The 19,659-nt window shown below is 40.9% G+C and carries 15 protein-coding genes; 6 read left to right on the top strand and 9 right to left on the bottom strand.

The features are described from left to right. Window positions 1–80 precede the first annotated feature (80 nt). The 5 genes from CYLST_RS13750 to CYLST_RS13730 form a co-directional block, all read right to left on the bottom strand. On the bottom strand, window positions 81–443 hold the full coding sequence (locus CYLST_RS13750) for a hypothetical protein (RefSeq protein WP_015208339.1): 363 nt from the start codon (window positions 441–443) through the stop codon (window positions 81–83). Between the two features lie 504 nt (window positions 444–947). After that, entirely contained in the window at window positions 948–1,919 is a 972-nt protein-coding gene (locus CYLST_RS13745; protein WP_015208338.1) for a threo-3-hydroxy-L-aspartate ammonia-lyase, read from the bottom strand. Window positions 1,920–1,990: 71 nt separating this feature from the next. After that, window positions 1,991–2,410 carry a bis(5'-nucleosyl)-tetraphosphatase gene (locus CYLST_RS13740; protein WP_015208337.1) on the bottom strand — a complete coding sequence of 140 codons (420 nt, stop codon included), beginning with the start codon at window positions 2,408–2,410 and terminating at the stop codon, window positions 1,991–1,993. Window positions 2,411–2,451: 41 nt separating this feature from the next. After that, window positions 2,452–3,354: an ATP-grasp domain-containing protein gene (locus tag CYLST_RS13735; protein WP_015208336.1), complete on the bottom strand. Its 903-nt coding sequence runs from the start codon at window positions 3,352–3,354 to the stop codon at window positions 2,452–2,454. Between the two features lie 28 nt (window positions 3,355–3,382). Then, window positions 3,383–4,585 (bottom strand): AAA family ATPase, encoded by a 1,203-nt coding sequence (locus tag CYLST_RS13730; protein ID WP_015208335.1) that lies wholly within the window; start codon window positions 4,583–4,585, stop codon window positions 3,383–3,385. Between the two features lie 733 nt (window positions 4,586–5,318). Here CYLST_RS13730 and CYLST_RS13725 point away from each other — a divergent pair. From CYLST_RS13725 to purT, 3 genes are all read left to right on the top strand, one after another. Next, window positions 5,319–5,768: an Hsp20/alpha crystallin family protein gene (locus tag CYLST_RS13725; RefSeq protein ID WP_015208334.1), complete on the top strand. Its 450-nt coding sequence runs from the start codon at window positions 5,319–5,321 to the stop codon at window positions 5,766–5,768. A gap of 780 nt (window positions 5,769–6,548) precedes the next feature. After that, window positions 6,549–7,046, top strand: a complete 498-nt coding sequence (locus CYLST_RS13720; RefSeq protein ID WP_015208332.1) for a pentapeptide repeat-containing protein — start codon at window positions 6,549–6,551, stop codon at window positions 7,044–7,046. A gap of 149 nt (window positions 7,047–7,195) precedes the next feature. After that, a complete protein-coding gene (gene purT, locus CYLST_RS13715; RefSeq protein ID WP_041233099.1) occupies window positions 7,196–8,365 on the top strand; it encodes a formate-dependent phosphoribosylglycinamide formyltransferase in 1,170 nt (389 codons plus the stop codon). Between the two features lie 64 nt (window positions 8,366–8,429). Here purT and CYLST_RS13710 read toward each other — a convergent pair whose 3' ends face one another. From CYLST_RS13710 to CYLST_RS13700, 3 genes are all read right to left on the bottom strand, one after another. Continuing rightward, window positions 8,430–9,749, bottom strand: coding sequence for a hydrolase (locus tag CYLST_RS13710; RefSeq protein WP_015208330.1), 1,320 nt, complete (start codon window positions 9,747–9,749; stop codon window positions 8,430–8,432). A gap of 174 nt (window positions 9,750–9,923) precedes the next feature. Beyond that, window positions 9,924–11,198, bottom strand: coding sequence for a WGR domain-containing protein (locus CYLST_RS13705; RefSeq protein WP_015208329.1), 1,275 nt, complete (start codon window positions 11,196–11,198; stop codon window positions 9,924–9,926). 486 nt (window positions 11,199–11,684) lie between these two features. Beyond that, entirely contained in the window at window positions 11,685–12,014 is a 330-nt protein-coding gene (locus CYLST_RS13700; RefSeq protein WP_015208328.1) for a hypothetical protein, read from the bottom strand. A gap of 521 nt (window positions 12,015–12,535) precedes the next feature. Here CYLST_RS13700 and CYLST_RS13695 point away from each other — a divergent pair. From CYLST_RS13695 to CYLST_RS13685, 3 genes are all read left to right on the top strand, one after another. After that, window positions 12,536–15,736, top strand: coding sequence for a CHAT domain-containing protein (locus CYLST_RS13695; protein WP_015208327.1), 3,201 nt, complete (start codon window positions 12,536–12,538; stop codon window positions 15,734–15,736). A 10-nt stretch (window positions 15,737–15,746) separates the two neighbouring features. Continuing rightward, window positions 15,747–16,097, top strand: coding sequence for a hypothetical protein (locus CYLST_RS32305; protein WP_015208326.1), 351 nt, complete (start codon window positions 15,747–15,749; stop codon window positions 16,095–16,097). A gap of 191 nt (window positions 16,098–16,288) precedes the next feature. Beyond that, window positions 16,289–17,677 carry a hypothetical protein gene (locus CYLST_RS13685; protein WP_015208325.1) on the top strand — a complete coding sequence of 463 codons (1,389 nt, stop codon included), beginning with the start codon at window positions 16,289–16,291 and terminating at the stop codon, window positions 17,675–17,677. Window positions 17,678–17,739: 62 nt separating this feature from the next. Here CYLST_RS13685 and crtH read toward each other — a convergent pair whose 3' ends face one another. Beyond that, a complete protein-coding gene (gene crtH / locus CYLST_RS13680) occupies window positions 17,740–19,242 on the bottom strand; it encodes a carotenoid isomerase (RefSeq protein WP_015208324.1) in 1,503 nt (500 codons plus the stop codon). Window positions 19,243–19,659 lie beyond the last annotated feature (417 nt).

Raw genomic sequence — 19,659 nt, 5'->3', positions numbered from 1 at the left:
GCCATTATGAAATAAATACAACAATTAATAATGGGTAATTCTGGACAAGATATTACCCATTATTAAAGTATTAATACTGCTTACTTCTTGTCACCAGTGACTTTTTCTAGAAAATTTTCTACTTCCTCTCTCACTGTGGTTGCACTTTGTGAATTTTCAGGACGTTTCATTTTATCAATGTCAGCGTCTCCCTGAACTTCGTTAAGACCCTCATTCGAGTTCTTTTGTACCTCTTTCAGTGAAAGGGGTGGTGATTTTGCTACTTCATCAGTTCTGCGTTGAGTTTCCAGTAATTGTGTAGGGCCTTCAGTTGGATCGCTTTGATAACTGCTGATTGCCGAAGCGGGAAAAGCAGTGGATAAAAATATTAAACTACAGGTAAAAGCCACAACTAGAAACCGCACTGGATGCAACATCGATAAAGTGAAACTGATAAATTTCATGTCAAGTCCTCGATAACAGCGTTAACAACTTGGGACGAACTGCTAATGGAGTAAGCAAATTAACCTTCCTAATTGGTCAAGCTTACCAATTAGATGATGTTTAAGCTTCCATTCTCAGGTTCTTTAGCAACGAATCTTGTGATGAAAATATCTTTGTCTTTTCGCGTCTATTTAATTAGGAATAGAGTATGAGTAAATTACCCATTAATTATTCCGATTGAAATTTGGCGATTGACTTTTTTACTCTTCATTGAAGGTTCGCAGATTTTTTCTATCTGTACTTTACTTTGAAGAAGCTAATGATTGAATCAACCTGTAGACTGAAGTTGCTGAAAACTGCGTTGATGATAAAATCACCCTAAAGGTAGACCAGTTGGATGCCTTGTTCATAGGTTAATTATTCTATGACTTACAGAAATTTTCGTGATAACTAATTAGTAATGGGTAAATAACAGTCCGCGTGTACTACTACCTATTACCCATTAGCTAAATATTTTTGAAGTATTAAATTTGCGTGTAAAGTTTACCAACTTGTGATAAATCCACATTGCCACCGCTGATGAGCACACCAATTTTCGCCTGTGGTGCGGTGACTACACCTTCTAGTAAAGCTGCTGCGGCTAAGACGCCGGTGGGTTCAACAACAATTTTCAGGCGTTCCCACAAAAAAAACATAGTGCGAAGAATGTCTGCTTCAGATACCGTCACCATATCGTCAACGTAATGCAGCACTAGGGGAAAAGTGATTTTCCCTAGACTGGGAGTACGGGCACCGTCGGCAATAGTATCAGGATTGGTGACTGTTTGCAGAGTTTTGCTGTGGAAAGAGCGGGTGGCATCGTCGGCTAGTTCTGGTTCAACGCCAATTACCTGACAATTGGGTAAAAGTGCTTTTGTCGCGATCGCACATCCAGATATTAAACCACCACCGCCACAACAAACCAACAGTAAATCTAGTTGACCAACTTCAGCAATTAACTCTAAAGCAGCTGTACCCTGTCCTGCTACCACATGGGGATGATCGTAAGGAGGGATGAGTGTTAAATTGCGATCGCTTGCCAGATTTTGGGCTAACTCTTCCCGGTTGGTTTCCTGTCGATTATAGAGAATCACCTCAGCACCATAGCTGCGAGTAGCGGTTTGCTTGACTGCGGGGGCATCATCAGGCATAACGATAGTGGCAGGAATATTCAGCAATTGTCCCGCAAGTGCGATCGCTTGAGCATGATTCCCCGATGAATAGGTGAGAACGCCTTTTTGCTTCTGTGCTGCTGATAACTGTGCCAAAGCATTGTAAGCACCTCTAAACTTAAATGACCCCGTGCGCTGAAAATTTTCGCACTTAAAAAACACCAAGCTATTGGTGCGTTCATTAACAATTGTGGAAGTCAGCACTGGTGTGCAGTGAGCAATCCCCAAAAGACGCTCTTGTGCTGCTTGCACATCAGTTATAGTAACGGAATTCGGTTGTGGCATTGACGGCAGTTTTACTAAGATAAAAGATTATGCTATTTATTCTCAACCGAAAGAGAAATCATGCCAATCGCCTATCTAGTAAAATATCGTTGCAGTTCTTTTAGTAATGGGTTAATAGTTCTTTCCTGAATGTTATGGGGCGGATTCCATTCCACCCATAAATAGTCACTGTGACCGTTTAATTTCACCTTCACTTCTTGCTTGAGGAATCCTAAAAATATAACTAATGTTTTTTCAATTTTTTCACCAGGAAATCGCTTGTATCTAGTTTGATAAATATCAGTAAAGCGAAAACCTGGCTCTATATCTATATCATCAGCATGAATTCCTGTCTCTTCATTTAATTCCCGTAAGGCACAAGCCAAATCATCCTCACCAGCTTCTATATGACCTTTTGGTAAATCGTAGCGGTCAGGATAGCACAACAGCAAGAAACTCATTTGTGGATGTGTTTGCATGACAATTACACCACAAGACTTCAGCTTTCGCATATTCTATTATATCTAGGCATTTATTCCACTATAATTAATCTCTATTTAGCTAGGTGATTAATTAACATCTGATAAAAACTCAAAACATCAGCCTTTTCAGGTAGTCCTGCTACTTGTCCGTCCCCAAGTTCGATAATCATCCATTCACCATCAAGTTTTTTTGCCACATCCATTGTAAAAAAACGGCTTTGCACAGATTTGGCAATTTGGCGAAATTGGTCAATGGGCGGTGTAATTCCTTGATAGTTACCTTCTTCCCAATATTCAACTGTATATATTGGTTCGCCATCAAGGAAGAAAATACGAAATTCTTTTGTTAAGGGCATCCCGCTTTTTGAATGTTGCGTCAGTCGTTCAAATTCAATGAACTCCCTAAATACTAGTCCTTCACTTAGCTGATTTCCTTGTAGTTCTATAAATCTGCGAACTACACGTTCAACTGAACTTATATCAGATGCAGATGGAATATAACAAGCTTCTTGCCATTCGTGTTTGCGAGACTTGACAAAATCTTTGACTACAATAGGTTGAGAATTAAATAGATGCAAAAGTTCCATTAATTCCTGAGTTGCAATATCTCCTATTGTTTTAGTCCAAACAGATTTGGGAGTACAAGATTCAATAACTGAATATGATTCAGGAAAATAGTGACAATGCTTGTAAGCATCAGGATCATTGATTAAATGAATTCCCTGATCAACAAGGGCTTCAAATAGCTGCTGATAACTTCTAGGTGGCAACATCCAGCCTCGATATATTCCTAACGTGCAGCTATTGAGCGACTTTATCCGACTTACAGCTTTTAAAGGATGATCATCAACTAAAGCCTCGTAATTAATTAACTCGTACTCAAGTCCTAAGCTTTTTATCGCACTGACTTCATCCTGATATAATAAATCAGGCGCTCGTATTTGCAATGGGTCTGAGCAAAATATCAATTTCATCACATCCCCTGTAATTAACCTCTATCGTTTAGACATAGCGCTGGGTAAACTCATACATTAAATCCACCCGACCCTTACGTAACATGGCTGGATCTAATCTTTCAGTAGTATTGCAAGTCATCAATATCACTAAACGCTGCTTCATCTGAATGCCCGATTCATCAATTACGCTTTGGTACAAAGTCCCATCTAACAAAGCCAGAATGTGTTCAGTTTTGTTATTGTATTGTGCTACTTCCGAAGCCCGATTTTGAGCTAAATTATCAGCTTCATTGATGACAATACAAATCCGCTCTAAATAAGTCGGTGGAACAAAATTTTCAATCGCATCATGATCGAGAATAAAAATTACATATCCTAAAGCTACCAAAATTTCTTTTGCGACTGCTTGTGTCCATGCTGTTTTACCTGTTCCTGGTTCTCCATGTACCACAACCGCCAATTGATTTTGGTTGAGAATTGCCTGCTGTACCGAGTCAGTAAAGTTTTGGATATCTGCCGGAAATGTGCGAATCGGAAACTGACTGTGAACCTTGCCAACACGACTTTGATATCCACTCAGCATTACTGCTAAGTCATAAGTCGCTTTGTTAATTAATGGCGCGAGATTTTGTGACAGTAAGGTATATTGCCGCCGTCCGCGATCATAGGGATCAATTTGCAGCCAAAGATCGTACTTTATCCAGTAAGCATAAACAGTATTAAGAACTTCTAGACGTTCCCAGTTAACAAATTTTTCTACAGGAAAATAGAAATCTCTTTCTGAGTAATATTGGGTAATAATATCAGGACGTTCCAACAAATTTAAGACTCGCAAGACAGTAATTTCTTGCAGTCTATTCAGCACGTAATCTATAGGAATGCTGCTGCGGCTGACAAATTGCAAGATAGGCGTTTCTGTACTCAAAACGTCTTTGTAGCGTTGATCTGGCATCAAAGGTTCTGGTGTAATGTAATTCCAAAACTTTTGAAACTCACCACGGGTATAATCTGAAGCTACATTTAATATATTTGCAAACCAAGAATAATCTTTTCTGCCTAAAGCATCAGCATAATAACTTGCTAGGTTAATACTTTTTTGGCCTAATTCCTGGGTATCATGAGACAGAATTTGCCAGAAAAAGCCCCAATCAAAGTCGCGGTGAAACGGACGCCAACCGCTTGCCAGTAAGCTTTGACGGTTATTATTCGCGGGATTGCCTTCATTATTTCTAAAATAATCAAATTCCATATTTTCGGTTGTGCAGCAATAGTTTGCTTGATTCAGTTCTGAGGCAGAAGCTTGTGAAAAAGTTTGATTGTAACTATAAACTACTTGCGTACAAGTTGCCAGGGTAAAGCGTTCATTATTGGTGAGGAACTCTGCTGGTAAGTTATTACACAGTGAAAACTGTGTTTGTCGATTCTGAACTCTTAAGACATACCAGGGGCTAAATTTGAAGAAGACAACCAGTCAGAACATTCTGACTCAGCCGCTGCTGTATTACATAAATTTACATATTTACTCGTTGCTGGGATGAAAATTCTCAAGCCTGAAGCAGGACAAGTGGTAAATGATGAGCAAAAGGTCTAATTTTACTCTGCTTGCTGTAATATACTATATTACACGCTGAACAGATGCGTCAAGGATTTTAGTCAAGTTATCCAGGTTTGGGAAACAACAAGGTAGATGCTAGTGCAGCGTCGCGGAAATAACTATCCAGTTTAAAAAAGCTCAAAAGCCGATGAAACAAGAAATAGCTCTTGCCAAGTTTCCGTAGTCAAGTCAGAGATTATCGGGTTTACCGAACCAATAAAATTCTAGTTCTCCACACCTATTCTTCTGGTTCGGCAATCATCACTAACTAGGTAATAAAAGCCGAATTTACATGAATTTAGCTATCCAATAATATAAGAACAAAGCAAGGATTCAATTCCGGCAATTGGTTGGCAAAACATACTATTCACAGAAGGACAAAACCAATATGTTAGTTAGTTACAACCCTTGGCAAGAATTTAACACTTTACAACGTCAAATTGACCGCTTGTTTGAAGATACTAAAGTTTCATCTGGATTGGTTGAAAGAGATGTTGTCAGGGTTCCTGCGGCTGAGTTGCAAGAAACTGAAGAGGCGATTCATTTAAGAATAGAACTACCGGGAATTGAATCTAAAGACCTGGATGTGCAAGTCACAGAAAAAGCCGTTTATGTCAGCGGTGAGCGTAAGCAAGAAAGAAAAACTAATGAAAAAAGTTTTACCAAGAGTGAATTTCACTATGGTAAATTCCAACGCTTGATTCCTTTGCCTGCTCAAATTCAGAATACTAAAGTTACAGCAGAATACAAGGATGGAGTTTTAAACTTAACTCTGCCCAAACTTGAAAAAGAAAAGCACAAGGTTGTCAAGATTAATTTAGAACAACCTACAGCTTAATTAGTTGTCATGAGCTAATAATTGCGCTAGTGTAGGCTAAATATTAGCCTGGTTGCTGTTATAGTAACCAGGCTTTTAATTGTCTTTATGAAACGGAGTGGTGAGTCATACTAATTCCCCATAAGGTTGAAACAAATGAGATCCCCCCAACCCCCCTTGTCCAGGGGGGCTAAGATAAATCACATATATCAAGGTTTAAGAGAAATGGTATCAGTCGCTTGCGGGGGTTCCCCGTTGTGCTTTCTACGCCATGTAGAGAAATAAGTTATTACTTTACACTTTGTTGCAAGTATCTCTCGCTGTATTGAAATATTGATAAATTTAAAGGTGTCTCTTTGCTGAAATCAAGGAGTTATTAGCCATGATGGGAATGATTTGGTTTTCAGTTTTGGTCTTTATCTGGCTGATTGGCTTATCACTTTTGGCTGAAGTTTGGTTTTATGAAGAAGAAGAGGAGTTTTGATTGCAAGTGATCAACTTAACTAAGCTGTTCCTAATTTAATTTGCATTCATCGGGCGGGCAAGATGCCCACCCCACAAGAGTTTTAGTTAATTTTATTATGCAAATTAGATGATTTTTAGCTTACCAAGCTTTTCATCTAACAAGAATGCCACGACTGACTTAAATGTCTTTGTGGGCATTGAAATTGTTGTTGCTCTAAATCAATCACAATGCACAATTACAACCGCCCAGACATGCCGATGATTTCTAGATAATTATCTGCGGACATTGGCGGTTAAAATTTTTCAAGACAAAAGTGTGCAAATTATTTAATAATTATGCCTAATTTCCCAACTCAAAACCTGCGCGATACTGCTATCCAATTTTTAGAAAATAGTCCCCAACATCGCTTAGAAGCTCTTCAGCAATTGGGCATAGGTCGTTATGATTTTTTAACCAAAATCCACCTCAATGAAGCAAATATAATTTGTGTAATGCGGTTTTTCCAATATCCAAAGCAGCTAAAATTTCCGCATCTGATCGGGGCAGATTTATCTGGCTTAATTTTAGATGGGGTAAACTTGATACGGGGGAATTTATCGGGAGCGAATCTGCAAGATAGCAGTTTAGTCGATGCTGACCTTCTATTTGTAAATTTTACCAAAGCCAATTTGAAAAATGCCGATTTAAGCGGTGCAACACTAAATCAGACTATTTGGTTAGATGCTTTAGTAGATGGATGTCAGTTAGGTACAGGGATTGGTTTGACACAACTGCAACGTAAAGATTTACAACTACGGGGGGCTAGGTTTAACTATTCAGATGATGATATTTAAAATACAGCATATTTTATCTGAGTAAGGTAGAGAAGGGCGGGCTTTTCGTCCCACCCCACAGGATTTATAATATTTAAGATGTGTACTTTATTCATTTGTGAAGTGCTGTAAATTAAGATTGTTGGATTAAGGTTGCTATGAATAAGATTATGAGAAATTCGCTTAAGCTGCCCCAAAAATTAATGCTGCTGGGTTCAGGAGAACTGGGCAAAGAATTTGTAATTGCGGCTCAACGCTTGGGGAATTATGTGATAGCGGTTGACCGATATGCTAATGCTCCGGCTATGCAGGTAGCTGACTGTTATGAAGTTATTTCTATGCTTAGTGCTGATGATTTAGAAGCTGTGGTTAGCAAGCATCAACCTGATTTTATTATTCCGGAAATTGAAGCGATTAGAACTGAGAAGCTGCTGGAGTTTGAACAGCGAGGAATTACAGTTATTCCCACGGCGGCGGCGACTAACTACACAATGAACCGTGATAGAATTAGAGAATTGGCAAGTCAAGAATTAGGGATTAGAACGGCTAAATATGGTTATGCAGTTACTCTAGAAGAGTTGATTACAGCTTCTGATAAAATCGGGTTTCCCAATGTTGTGAAACCGGTGATGTCATCTTCTGGTAAAGGTCAATCTGTGGTGCAGAGTCAGAGTGAGGTTGAGAAAGCGTGGATTTATGCGATCGCTAATTCGCGAGGAGACAGCCAAAAAGTGATCGTTGAAGAATTCATTAACTTTGACATCGAGATCACCTTACTCACCATTAAACAGTGGGATGCACCAACAATCTTCTGTCCCCCCATTGGACACCGCCAAGAAAGGGGAGATTATCAAGAATCTTGGCAACCAGCAGCCATTGCAGAAGCTAAAATATTAGATGCCCAAGCGATCGCGCAAAAAGTCACCGATGCTTTGGGAGGAGCGGGAATTTTTGGAGTAGAGTTTTTCATCACCGAAGACGAAGTGATTTTCTCAGAACTCTCTCCCAGACCCCACGATACAGGCATGGTAACGTTAATTTCCCAAAATCTCAACGAATTTGAACTACACCTGCGAGCTATTTTAGGCTTACCCATTCCCCATATAGAACTGTTGGGTGCATCAGCCAGCGCCGTAATTTTAGCTTCAGAAAAATCCGATGCAGTTACTTTTACAGGAGTCGCAGATGCTTTGTCAGAAAAAGATGTAGATATTAAGCTGTTTGGTAAACCGAATGCTCATCCCTATCGCCGCATGGGAGTAGCTTTAGCAAAAGGCGCAGATGTAGAAGAAGCGCGGCAAAAAGCGACGGTGGCGGCAGGTAAAATCAAATTGGTCTAAAAAATCAAATATTCCGTATAAGGGCAATTTCAGGGCAGGCAAGATGCCCGCCCTACGGGATAAATTACGTATTAGGTGAATCAACTGAGGCCACCGGAACCGGCTGACTCAGGTAATCGTAAACTAGCTGGGAAACTTGGCGAATAAAGTCTCTACCTCTGACATCTTTATAAGGACGTTTGACGAAAATAGCTGCTAGATAATGCTTACCATTAGGCGTAGTAATAAAACCAGCATTACCAATCAGAAAGCCGATATCGCCAGTTTTGTGGGCGATAACCGCACCTTTCCCCAAACCGGCGGGAAGCAGTGTGCGAGTTTTCGTCTGACGCAGAATATCTAAAGCCTGTTCTTTGCTTTGGCTAGAAACTAGCTTATCATTCACCAACAAAGCCAAGGCCCGCGCCAAATCTTGGGGACTGGTGGTATTAGTTCCCCGGAAGTCACCTAAAAGACGACGAATTACCGTGTCTTTCATTCCCCAACTACGAAAACGCTGATTGAGTCGCGCCGGGCCACCCAGGTAATCGATAATCATGTTGGTAGCGGTATTGTCGCTGATCACACTCATCTTGGTGATGGTTTCCAAAGCCGTGTATTTTTTACCGACTCGTTCATATTGCATCACCCCAGAACCGCTGGCTACCAAGTCACCGCGCATGGTTAGCTGTTTATCGAGGCTGACTTTACCCTCGTCTAAAGATTGAAAAAAGGCGAGGAGAATCGGCAGTTTGATGGTGCTAGCGGCGGGAAAAACGCGATCGCCACCGATATCTAAATAATCCCCATTATCCAGATCCAAAAAGAACATCCCCGTTTGCAGAAAGCTGTACCGACTCATCAAAGCCTTAATCTGCGGTTCCAGCGCCTTCATTGGTGAATGCAAAGGAACCACACCAGCAAACAACTTTCCATTACTTCCTGGGGAAATATTCGGTTGAAACACCCTCATTTGTGGACTGGTACTTACTTGCAGCGGTTTAGGTAACTGCAAAAACCAACGGTTAGAAGAATCCTTTTGCAGCTTCACCTGTGCAGCATCGAAGGTGTAACCAGGTGCTAAGGTAATCTGGATGCGAGTGGTATCTGCGTTAAACTGTCTGATGCCAACTTCTTTAATTACTAACCCAACTCTGCGACTAGCTTGGGGATATCCGAGGTTCACACCTGGCAAATCAATTACCAAACGGCTAGGGTTGGTAAGTACTTGGACTTTAGGTTGCACATTTTCATCTGTGGAAAAGTTCAACTGATTGCGATTGCTGTCAAAATGCCAATTAGCGACGGTAGCGGCTTTGACAGTAGAACCAAGGAGAAAAACACTTAAAAAGCCGGATACAAACCAGCTTGCTTTGATAATTTTGTGTGTGTGTGAGAGTGGCATCAATTAAAACTTTGTGTGAAAGGAAGATTTGGGAACCAACGAAAATCGAGTTCCATTAAAGCACAATAGTGGAGATTGTGTTGGCTAATCTGCCTTTTACCAATATTCGGGATAGGAACCCTTGTAGAGACGTTCCATGGAACGTCTCTACATTCTTTTTCAGTCCTATGTCTATTAGCCGCAAGCCCAAACAAAGGCAAACTCATGCTGGTGTGACTTGCACTGAAGAACATGTCCAGTGCCCAGATCTCCAAAGGAATAAGGTAGATTATCCTGAGAAGCCAGTTGAAAAACCTGACGCATCGGTTCCTGACAAATGGGACAGCCAGGACATTCCATTCCCTGCACCCATACTGGATAACCCCCTAGTTTATCTCCTTCTAGAGGTGTGATGGAATCGCAAAAATCATCCAGATCCTCAAAACCCAATCGCTCAATCACCTCATCTTCTAGCGTCTCATTTCCCAATTGATCCCAACCATAAACCAAGGCTACAAGGTCTTCCAACTCCGGATAATCTGCCACTTCTTGCCAAGCAATAATAGTTTTAGCAGGAAAATTAACTCCATATTTTTCCCCATAAATCATTGGTAAAGGTGGAATAGCCGCTTCTGAAGTTGCTGAAATCATCCGAATCAGCACATTCGGTATGGGATAGGCAGTTCTACCATAGTAGACTTGAGCAGGTTTCAGGATTCCTTCACAGTCACCAGGAAGACAATGAAACATTTGGATTAATCCAGTACCATATTCGCTTTTTACAGGTTCTGGTAATTCGCTCAAGTTAAGTTGAAAAAAGAGTTGCATAGATGACTCACCACAACAAGGGCAAGTTGGCCAAGATTCATTTTCAGCCAACCAAGGACGACCCCCAAATTTAGAGGATAGTAGCGAATCATCTCCTTCCCTGACTATAGGTTTCCAAGCTGGATGGATGAATTGAGATATATCTAAATCTTTATGCTCCAAGAGATTGCGTTTATTCTTGACTGTTTGCACATATCCTTTCTTCAGTTTCTCATTAACTTTTTTAGATGCTGCTAACCGTGCTTTTTCTACAGTAGAATAGGTATTAGTAGAAAATTGCCCTTGTGCCCCAATTCGACCATAGTTAATGGTTACTTCTGTACCCTTAACGACGACTTCGTAAAACTTGTGAGATTTACTGTCAGAAAATTCTAGATATATTCTTTGTGTTAATAGGGTTTCTGTTATAGGAGGAGTTATAGGAATTTCTTCTATAGAGGAAGAACAAATAGATTCATAGTTCCTAATAATTGCTAAGTAAAGATTTTCAGCCTCAGCCTGGTCATTCAACTTATGAGTTTCAAAATCTTCTACTTCCCTCTGGGGAATGAATGTTGTCAGATTGACTATACAACCCTCTAAAGAAATTAGACATTTTATTCCTGTGTTGAATGTTAATAGACGCTGTTTGAATAAAAGCATTTTTTTGTGTCACTTAATTTACTATTACAGATTAGCAAAAATATCTAGTGGAATGACAAAGAAGCGAGGTATTAAAATAGTTCCAATAACCGCCAAAGAATGAATTCTCAGGAACCAATAACAAAACTCGTCCGAGAGGTTGTTTGAAAAGGATCAAAATTGATCGAGATCCCCCCTTGCCCCCCTTAAAAAGGGGGGTAAAACTTCTTAAAGTCCCCCGGAAGGGGGATTTAGGGGGATATGCTGCTGCTTAATACATCACCAAAAACTTTTCAAACATCCTCTAAAGACGACTGAATACAAATTTCGTTCAGTCCGTTTTAACTCACATCTTGCACCAGACGATTAAAATCGCGGAACCACCAGAACAAAGCCTGCCAAAGCCGGCTCAAAAACCATTGAATTTGCCTAAATAAAAATTTCAGTCCGTTTTAACGGACTTCAGCTATTAGACTGGGAATTGATTCCCAGGCGGAATGACTTCGGCTATAAGACTGGGAATTGATTCCCAGGCGGAATGACAACGAAGCGAAGAATTAAAATTTGGTGTTCAAACCACGGAACCCCAACCTCAAACCACGAAACTTCCACCTCAAACCACGAAACTTCCACCTCAAACCACGAAACTTCCACCTCAAACCACGAAACTTCCACCTCAAACCACGAAACTTCCACCTCAAACCACGGAACTTCCACCTCAAACCACGGAACTTCCACCTCAAACCACGGAACTTCCACCTCAAACCACGAAACTTCCACCTCAAACCACGAAACTCCAACCTCAAACCACGGAACTTGGTGTATGACGGTTCTCATTACCCGAATACAGACCTAACCCCCAACCCCTTCGCTGCTAGGGAAGGGGAGTAGGATTAAAGGCTTTCTCCTCATTGGAGAGAGGTTTGGAGAGATGACCCGAATACAGACCTAACCCCCAACCCCTTCCCACCTCTCCCTAGCCCTCTCCTAAGAGGAGAGGGAAGGGGAGTAAGATTAAAGGCTTTCTCCTCATAGGCTACCGTGTACACACATCTCTGTGCAAAACCAAAATCCCCGTAGATCCCTCTAAATCCCCCTTTCGGGGGACTTGAAGAGTTTGTTGCCCCCCTTTTTAAGGGGGGTTGGGGGGATCAAAACGGTGTGAGGCAACTCTAGAAGACTTGTGTGTACACTGTAGCCTGATTGGAGAGAGGTCAAAGTGTATTGCATACAAGCCAAAACCGCTGTACGAGCAAGAAAATCAAGCCTCTGGACTAGAAATAACCGCCTCAACAACCCAAAACACCTGTTTATTCTCCATAATTAAGAGAGGTATTACTTAACACCCGCCCCCACCCATGAACGAACAGCGACAACAGGCTTATCACCAGCTAATCAAAGAGTTGCTAAGTTGCCCTAATGTGGAAGAACCGGGGATTTTACAAGCGCATCAAGACTTACTCGATGCAGGCTTTTTGCCAACCCTGGAAGCAGTAGCAGAGTATTTCGCGCAGCAGGGGAATGAAAATAACGCTGGTTGGTTGAGGAATTTGGCAACTCAACTCCGTGGGGAGTTGAATTTAGAGACGACAGCACCAGATTTACAGGCTTATGGGCAATTATTACTGGAGGTACTGCAAGCAACAGCAGAAAACAACGGTGACGCGCAAGTAGTCTACCCATTGCTAGCAGCGAATACCGATAAATTAAATGATATTTTTGCCGAAATATTACGTCTTTGGGCAACAAATACCCTAGCAGAAGCGGAACCAGAGACAGCAGCATCTATCGCTGGACTGATTGTTAATTTTAGTAATCTGATTCAGCAGTTTCCCTTGGGTAACAAAGCCAGCAATATGGAAATTGCCATAAGTGGCTATGAAATAGCTTTAACTGTTTTCACTCGCCCTGACTTTCCCCAAGATTGGGCAGCGACGCAAAATAATCTGGGGAATGCTTACTTATACAGAATTAGGGGTGATAAAGCTGAGAATTTAGAAAAGGCGATCGCAGCTTACATCGATGCACTCCAAATTTACACCCGCGCTGACTTTCCCCAAGATTGGGCAACGCTGCAAAATAATCTGGGGAATGCTTACTCTGACAGAATCAGGGGTGATAAAGCTGAGAATTTAGAAATGGCGATCGCTGCTTACACTGCTGCACTCCAAATTTACACCCACGCTGACTTTCCCCAAAATTGGGCAACGCTGCAAAATAATCTGGGGACTGCTAACTTATACAGAATCAGGGGTGATAAAGCTGAGAATTTAGAAATGGCGATCGCTGCTTACTCTTCTGCACTCCAAGTCCTCACCCGTGCTGACTTTCCCCAAAATTGGGCAACGACGCAAAGTAATCTGGGGACTGCTTACAGTCAAATAATCAGGGGTGATAAAGCTGAGAATTTAGATCAGGCGATCGCTGCTTACTCTGCTGCACTCGAAGTTTACACCCGCCCTGACTTTCCCCAAGATTGGGCAGGTACGCAAAATAATCTGGGGAATGCTTACCTTTACAGAATCAGGGGTGATAAAGCCGAGAATTTAGAAAACGCGATCGCTGCTTACACTGCTGCACTCCAAGTTCTCACCCGCGCTAACTTTCCCCAAGATTGGGCAACGCTGCAAAATAATCTGGGGAATAGTTACAGAGACAGAATCAGGGGAGATAAAGCTGAGAATTTAGATCAGGCGATCACTGCTTACACTGCTGCACTCCAAGTCCGCACCCGCGCTGACTTTCCCCAAAATTGGGCAACGACGCAAAATAATCTGGGGAATAGTTACAGAGACAGAATCAGGGGAGATAAAGCTGAGAATTTAGAAAAGGCGATCGCTGCTTACTCTGCTGCACTCCAAGTCCGCACCCGTGCTGATTTTCCACAATATCATGTTGAAACTTCAGTTGACCTCGCTATTCTTTACCAAGAATCAGGTCATTTAATATCAGCTTATATCACTTTAGAATCTGTTGTAAGCGATACGGGGTTAATTCTTTCTAGAGATAAATGGGATAAAATTTATTTCTCCATAATAGAGGTTTGTCTCAAATTAAATGAATATACCTTAGCAATTGAATATATTGAGTTTAGTGAAAATCAAACTTTACTAGAAAATATCCGGCATAAAGTTGAATTAGACATTGAAACAGAAAAGTCAGAATTAATAAAAAAAGAGCGTTCTTCTGAGAAACACGATATAAACCTAAAAACCCTAAAAAATCTACGTCAACAACGAGAACAACTAACAAGAATAAGTATTGGGTCACTTCCGATTACTTTTAACGAAATTCAAAATCTCCTAGATAACGAAACTGCAATTATCCAGTTTTATATTTTCAATGATTGCTTCCGCGCTTTCATCATCACCCGCACTAATGACAAGCCGGAAATTTGGCAATCAGCAACTGAAGACTTAGAAAAATTAAAAAATTGGATTGATATCTATCTCGACCTTTACGACAAAAACAAAGACCAATGGGTAGAAAAACTAAATAATCAACTTACCGAACTAGGGCAAATACTCCACCTTGAGCAAATTATCTCCCTAGTTCCACCCCGTTGCCAAAAGCTGATTTTAATTCCCCATCGTCGCTTGCACCTGTTACCTCTCCATGCTTTACCCCTAGCACAACAGAAATATCTATTTGATAAATTCCCTAACGGCGTGAGTTATGCTCCCAGTTGCCAACTTTTGCGCCATGCTCAAAACCAAGCCCAAAACCTCGAACCCTCCCCCATTGCAGGGACAATTGGGGTGGGGTTCCAGGCAGAATTAAGCAACCTATTCGCCATTCAAAATCCTACAAATGATTTAACTTTTACAGATATCGAAGTTGAGACAATCGCCGCCCTATTTCAACCCCATGAAATCCTCAAAAGTAGTCAAGCCAGCAAAGCAGCTTTAGCCGAAGCACCCACAAAAGATAACTTCCACAATGCTCAATGGCTGCACTTTGCCTGTCATGGATATTTTGATTTTAAATCACCCCTAAATTCTGGTTTACAGTTAGCCAATGCTGAAGTTTCTCACATTCTGGCAAATACCACATCATCGCGCTATCTGCGAGTTAGTAATGAGACAACAGTTGATTTAACACAATGCCTGACTCTAGAAGATATCTTCAAAATCAAATTACCTAACTGTCGTCTTGTCTGTCTTTCCGCTTGTGAAACAGGCTTGATTGACTTTAGCAATACCAGTGATGAATATATCGGACTTCCCAGCGGATTTCTTTATGCAGGTAGTCCCAGTATCGTGAGTACTTTGTGGAGAGTAAACGATTTATCCACCGCATTCTTAATGATTAAGTTCTATCAGCATCTCCAAGCTGCTTTCACTAAGGGTGAAGATGTCTCAGTAGCAGTTGCCCTTAATCAAGCGCAAATTTGGCTGCGGGATGTGACTAGAAAGGAATTAGAAGAATGGATAAATGAGCTATCATTAGATAGCACCTGGCAAGCAAAGATCCTTCGTTTGTTGTCAAATACAGCTACTGGAGATCAACCATTTCAATCTCCTGATCATTGGGCTGCATTTACTGCTATTGGTAAATAGGAATATCTTTATGTTATTACACAAAAGCACGGTTAACAATTTCATCCATTTGTTGAAAACACAGCCTACATTATTTTCTCCAAAAGATAGGTTAGAACTAAGTAAATTAATTGAGCCTCAACCAGATGAGATTGTCACCCTCTCAAACACTATTTCAGATTGGCTTAAACAACATCGTGAAGTAAATAATGCTTTAGGAGAAATAGAACAAGAAGAGAAAACAGATAGACCTCCGGGAAATGGTGTGTTTAATCCTAATATTCCCGATTACCAGCCCGATAAAAAAACTCTGAATAACGCTATTCAGCAAAGTTCATCTCCGAGTAAAGATGATGATGAAAAAAAGACTCGTAAAAATTGATTTATCTGTAGGGGCACAGCATTGCTCATGAGGATCAACTTAAGCTCAAATCCTTACAATAACTCGTTCCCAGCCTCTGGCTGGGAATGCTATCACAGAGGCTCTGCCTCTGCTTTCATTGAAAAATTGATTTATCTGTAGGGACACAGCAATGCTGTGTCCCTACAATTTAAGGTATATGTTGGGTTTTTATGCAAGCACAAACATCAAAAGTTAATGATTATCTTACATCAGGAAAGGTAGCAAACCCCAAACTCACCCTCTACGCCTTTCATCTCCGCTATAACCTAGCCCAAGGAATCAAAACTCCAGTTAATGACGCCAATAATTTATGGTTTAAATGTCAAGAACTAGGCAAAAAGCTGGGAATTCCTAAACTAGAAACCTTACCGGAATTAATCGAAAAGCAAAATTATCCAGCACCCAATATCACTGGCATTTTACCTTTTACCGCCATTGAACACAAAACACATCTCCACTTAAGGGGAGCAATTAATGCGCTGCAAATTCATGACACTTACGCCCTTGATTTAACCCTAAGTTACGCCGAACCAGCAGTACAAATTGCTGCTTTAAAAGGACTAAATCCTGATAATTATTTACTTCCCAGCAATATCAATGCTTCTCTAGGACAAACCTTAGTATTTTTTGCTCAACCGCTGGGTGACATTCAAGATGAACAAGCTTTTGCTGATGCTTGCGTCAATAGTTTGCTATCAGCAACAACAGTCAAGCAACTGAATATTTATTGTCAGTCCCAGGGTAAATTATTAGGTAGTCCAATTTTTGAATATAACAATGATGCTGATTCTCCTAAAGAGCAGTGTCATATTTTAATTTGGTTAAATACAAATCCCCAAACTACCCAATTAGAAAATCACGGAGATTACTATTACCCCTTAATTGATTTCCTCACCTGTCGCAGTAAAATTATTTATGCTCGTTCTGAAGCTATTTGGTGTAATCAAAAAGCTAGAGAAGAGTATAGTAAGTTAGAAGAGAAAGTTATTAAGTTTCATAACCTGAAAAATCAGCCGGCAAGTCCTAAATTACAGCAGTTTAATCAGTGGCTCAACGAAATACCAGAAATATCTTTTAATTATGCTCGTCATTTAAGAGATTTACAACTGCACAAAAATACAATTCAAACTAATAATAAAAATCTAGCTTTATCTTTTGACAAATTAAATAATATATGCATTCAAGATGATAATATAGAGTTTTTATCAAGTTTTCTTAAACTAGCTGAAGGAACTTATATTGAACAAATTAATACAGATTTAGGCTATCTTACCCCTGGTCAAAGTCTCTTCGACCAATTGATCAACACAATTCGCGGCATAGTAGAGATAGAACAGGCAGAACGCGATCGCTCTTTAGAACGTACAATCCAAGTAATCGGCATCGGATTTGGTGGTGGTGCCATAGTTTCCGGCGTTGTCACCCAACACATCGACAAACCCTTTGCACCCATATCTTGGGCTAATCCACCCCATCCCCTCATACTATCTTTGTGTTGGAGTGCGATCGCTACTTTGGTTTTTGGTGGCTTGGCTTGGTATTTCACTAGACGTAAATAAATTTCACCTAATCCTGTAGGGGCAATTCATGAATTGCCCCTACATTTCTCGCAATATTATGATTAAAGCCCCAAATCTACAGCAATGCGATGGGCGCAAGCGAAGCCAGAAAAAGCCACCGCATTTAACCCCTGACCAGGAAAGGTACTATCCCCCACACAATAAAGCCCAGGAAGGGCTGTGCGATTAAATGGCATCCCCAATAACCCCCGCAACTTGCGCCGAGGAATTGGCCCGTAGGTGCCATCTGCACGACCCAAAAAGCGGCGATGGGTGCGCGGTGTTCCTACTTCCAGATAATCCAACCCCGCATCCAAACCGGGAAAAATTTGCTCTAAGCGCTCAATAATTCGCCCTGCTGCTTGTTCTTTCTTCGCTTCGTACTCACTCGGTGAAAGTTTTTGCCAATCATCAATCCAGTGCGGCGTGAAAGCATGAATGATGTGATATCCTGCTGGTGCTAAATCTGGGTCAAGTAATGTGGGGATGGAAACAAAAAGAGTGCCTTCAGGTGCTGCCATTTTTTGCCAATCTTCCAGCAAAATATGATGACATTCTGTCCCAGTTGGCAAAACTGACGCCTTCACCCCGATATGTAGACTCAGAAAACTGGGTGACTTTTGATAACGTTGTTGCCAGTTTTTTTCATTAACTGGCATTTCATCTGCTGGTAGTAATTTTTCAAAAGTATCCCAGCGGGTAGCGTTAGAGACTATACGTTTACCGTAATAAACTTTACCGTTAGCCAGTTGCACGCCTACGGCTCGACCTTTTTCGGTAATGATTTTTGTCACCCTTGCTTGGTAGCTAATTTCACCCCCAGCTTTTTCTAAACCATCAGCTAATTTTTGGGCAATTTGTCCCACACCACCTTTAGGGTAGCGGACACCGCCATAATGCCTGTCAGAAAAGACCATGCCAGCATTAATCATCGGTGTCATGTTAGCGGGGACTACTGACCAGCAATAACATTCCATATCGATGAATTTCAATAACTGGGGGTCTTTGATATGGCGTCGCGCTACATCGCCAACATTTTGTGGCAAATATTTGGCCAAACCAAGACAAGCTAAAGGATGTTGGAAAAATACCCGCATCACATATCTGGGTTCTTCTAGTGACAGTAAATCTATGCGATTAAGGCAATTGAAAACTTGCTGACATTCGTCATAAAAACGACGAATCCCTTTTTGTTCATGAGGGAAATAAGCAATAAGACTTTGCAAAAATTTTTCATAAACTCGGTCAACTTTCAAATCTAATCCATTCGGCAGATGATAGTGAATCTGCACTGGATCGAAAATAGATTCTTGGCTGACATTTACAGCATTTAAGGCGCGGGTGAGTAGGTTGGTTGTGCCTTGATCTCCCAAGCCAAAAATCATTGAGGCTCCAACATCAAATCGATAACCTTGGCGCTCAAAATAACCAGCGCTACCACCTGGAATCAGATAACGTTCCAGCACCAGAACTTTAGCTCCTTTCGCTGCTAGCTGGGTTGCTGTGACTAAGCCACCAATACCAGACCCAATTACAATCGCATCAAATAAAGTACGCGGGGGCATAAGCAATTCAAAATTAAATTTTTGTTCGTAGTCAGCGATAAATCGCTTGATTCAAATATTTTAAGGACTAAAGTCCTGACTACGAACTTTGTTGTAATTTAATTTTTCTCAAAATACTTGCTCAAATGACCTTTGATAAATTTATTTGGGACTGGGGTAAGTTAGGAAATTGTGAATTGCTTTCTGTTTCCGCGCACAAAAAAGAGGGACAAGCCTGCTACTGCCCGCTTATCCCGTCTGCCGATCCTTAAAGAGAGGAGAACACTATATGACAATATAACCTTGATTGAGAATTAATGTCAACTGTTAATGAAAACTTTTATCAATAAATTAGGTGGATGGATTTTGGCTATCAGCAGCACGCGGGAAAGAGATATGATGATGTTTCAGTTATTTTTAGAATAAAAAGTCGCCCAT

Source organism: Cylindrospermum stagnale PCC 7417 (assembly GCF_000317535.1).
GTDB classification, from domain to species: Bacteria; Cyanobacteriota; Cyanobacteriia; order Cyanobacteriales; family Nostocaceae; genus Cylindrospermum; species Cylindrospermum stagnale.
This window is presented reverse-complemented; position numbering and strand designations above follow the sequence as displayed.

Excerpts from the sequence above, each read along its gene's own strand:
- CYLST_RS13750 (WP_015208339.1), bottom strand. The coding sequence starts at position 443 with ATGAAATTTATCAGTTTCACTTTATCGATGTTGCATCCAGTGCGGTTT.
- CYLST_RS13745 (WP_015208338.1), bottom strand. The coding sequence starts at position 1,919 with ATGCCACAACCGAATTCCGTTACTATAACTGATGTGCAAGCAGCACAA.
- CYLST_RS13740 (WP_015208337.1), bottom strand. The coding sequence starts at position 2,410 with ATGCGAAAGCTGAAGTCTTGTGGTGTAATTGTCATGCAAACACATCCA.
- CYLST_RS13735 (WP_015208336.1), bottom strand. The coding sequence starts at position 3,354 with ATGAAATTGATATTTTGCTCAGACCCATTGCAAATACGAGCGCCTGAT.
- CYLST_RS13730 (WP_015208335.1), bottom strand. The coding sequence starts at position 4,585 with ATGGAATTTGATTATTTTAGAAATAATGAAGGCAATCCCGCGAATAAT.
- CYLST_RS13725 (WP_015208334.1), top strand. The coding sequence starts at position 5,319 with ATGTTAGTTAGTTACAACCCTTGGCAAGAATTTAACACTTTACAACGT.
- CYLST_RS13720 (WP_015208332.1), top strand. The coding sequence starts at position 6,549 with ATGCCTAATTTCCCAACTCAAAACCTGCGCGATACTGCTATCCAATTT.
- purT (WP_041233099.1), top strand. The coding sequence starts at position 7,196 with ATGAGAAATTCGCTTAAGCTGCCCCAAAAATTAATGCTGCTGGGTTCA.
- CYLST_RS13710 (WP_015208330.1), bottom strand. The coding sequence starts at position 9,749 with ATGCCACTCTCACACACACACAAAATTATCAAAGCAAGCTGGTTTGTA.
- CYLST_RS13705 (WP_015208329.1), bottom strand. The coding sequence starts at position 11,198 with ATGCTTTTATTCAAACAGCGTCTATTAACATTCAACACAGGAATAAAA.
- CYLST_RS13700 (WP_015208328.1), bottom strand. The coding sequence starts at position 12,014 with ATGAGAACCGTCATACACCAAGTTCCGTGGTTTGAGGTTGGAGTTTCG.
- CYLST_RS13695 (WP_015208327.1), top strand. The coding sequence starts at position 12,536 with ATGAACGAACAGCGACAACAGGCTTATCACCAGCTAATCAAAGAGTTG.
- CYLST_RS32305 (WP_015208326.1), top strand. The coding sequence starts at position 15,747 with ATGTTATTACACAAAAGCACGGTTAACAATTTCATCCATTTGTTGAAA.
- CYLST_RS13685 (WP_015208325.1), top strand. The coding sequence starts at position 16,289 with ATGCAAGCACAAACATCAAAAGTTAATGATTATCTTACATCAGGAAAG.
- crtH (WP_015208324.1), bottom strand. The coding sequence starts at position 19,242 with ATGCCCCCGCGTACTTTATTTGATGCGATTGTAATTGGGTCTGGTATT.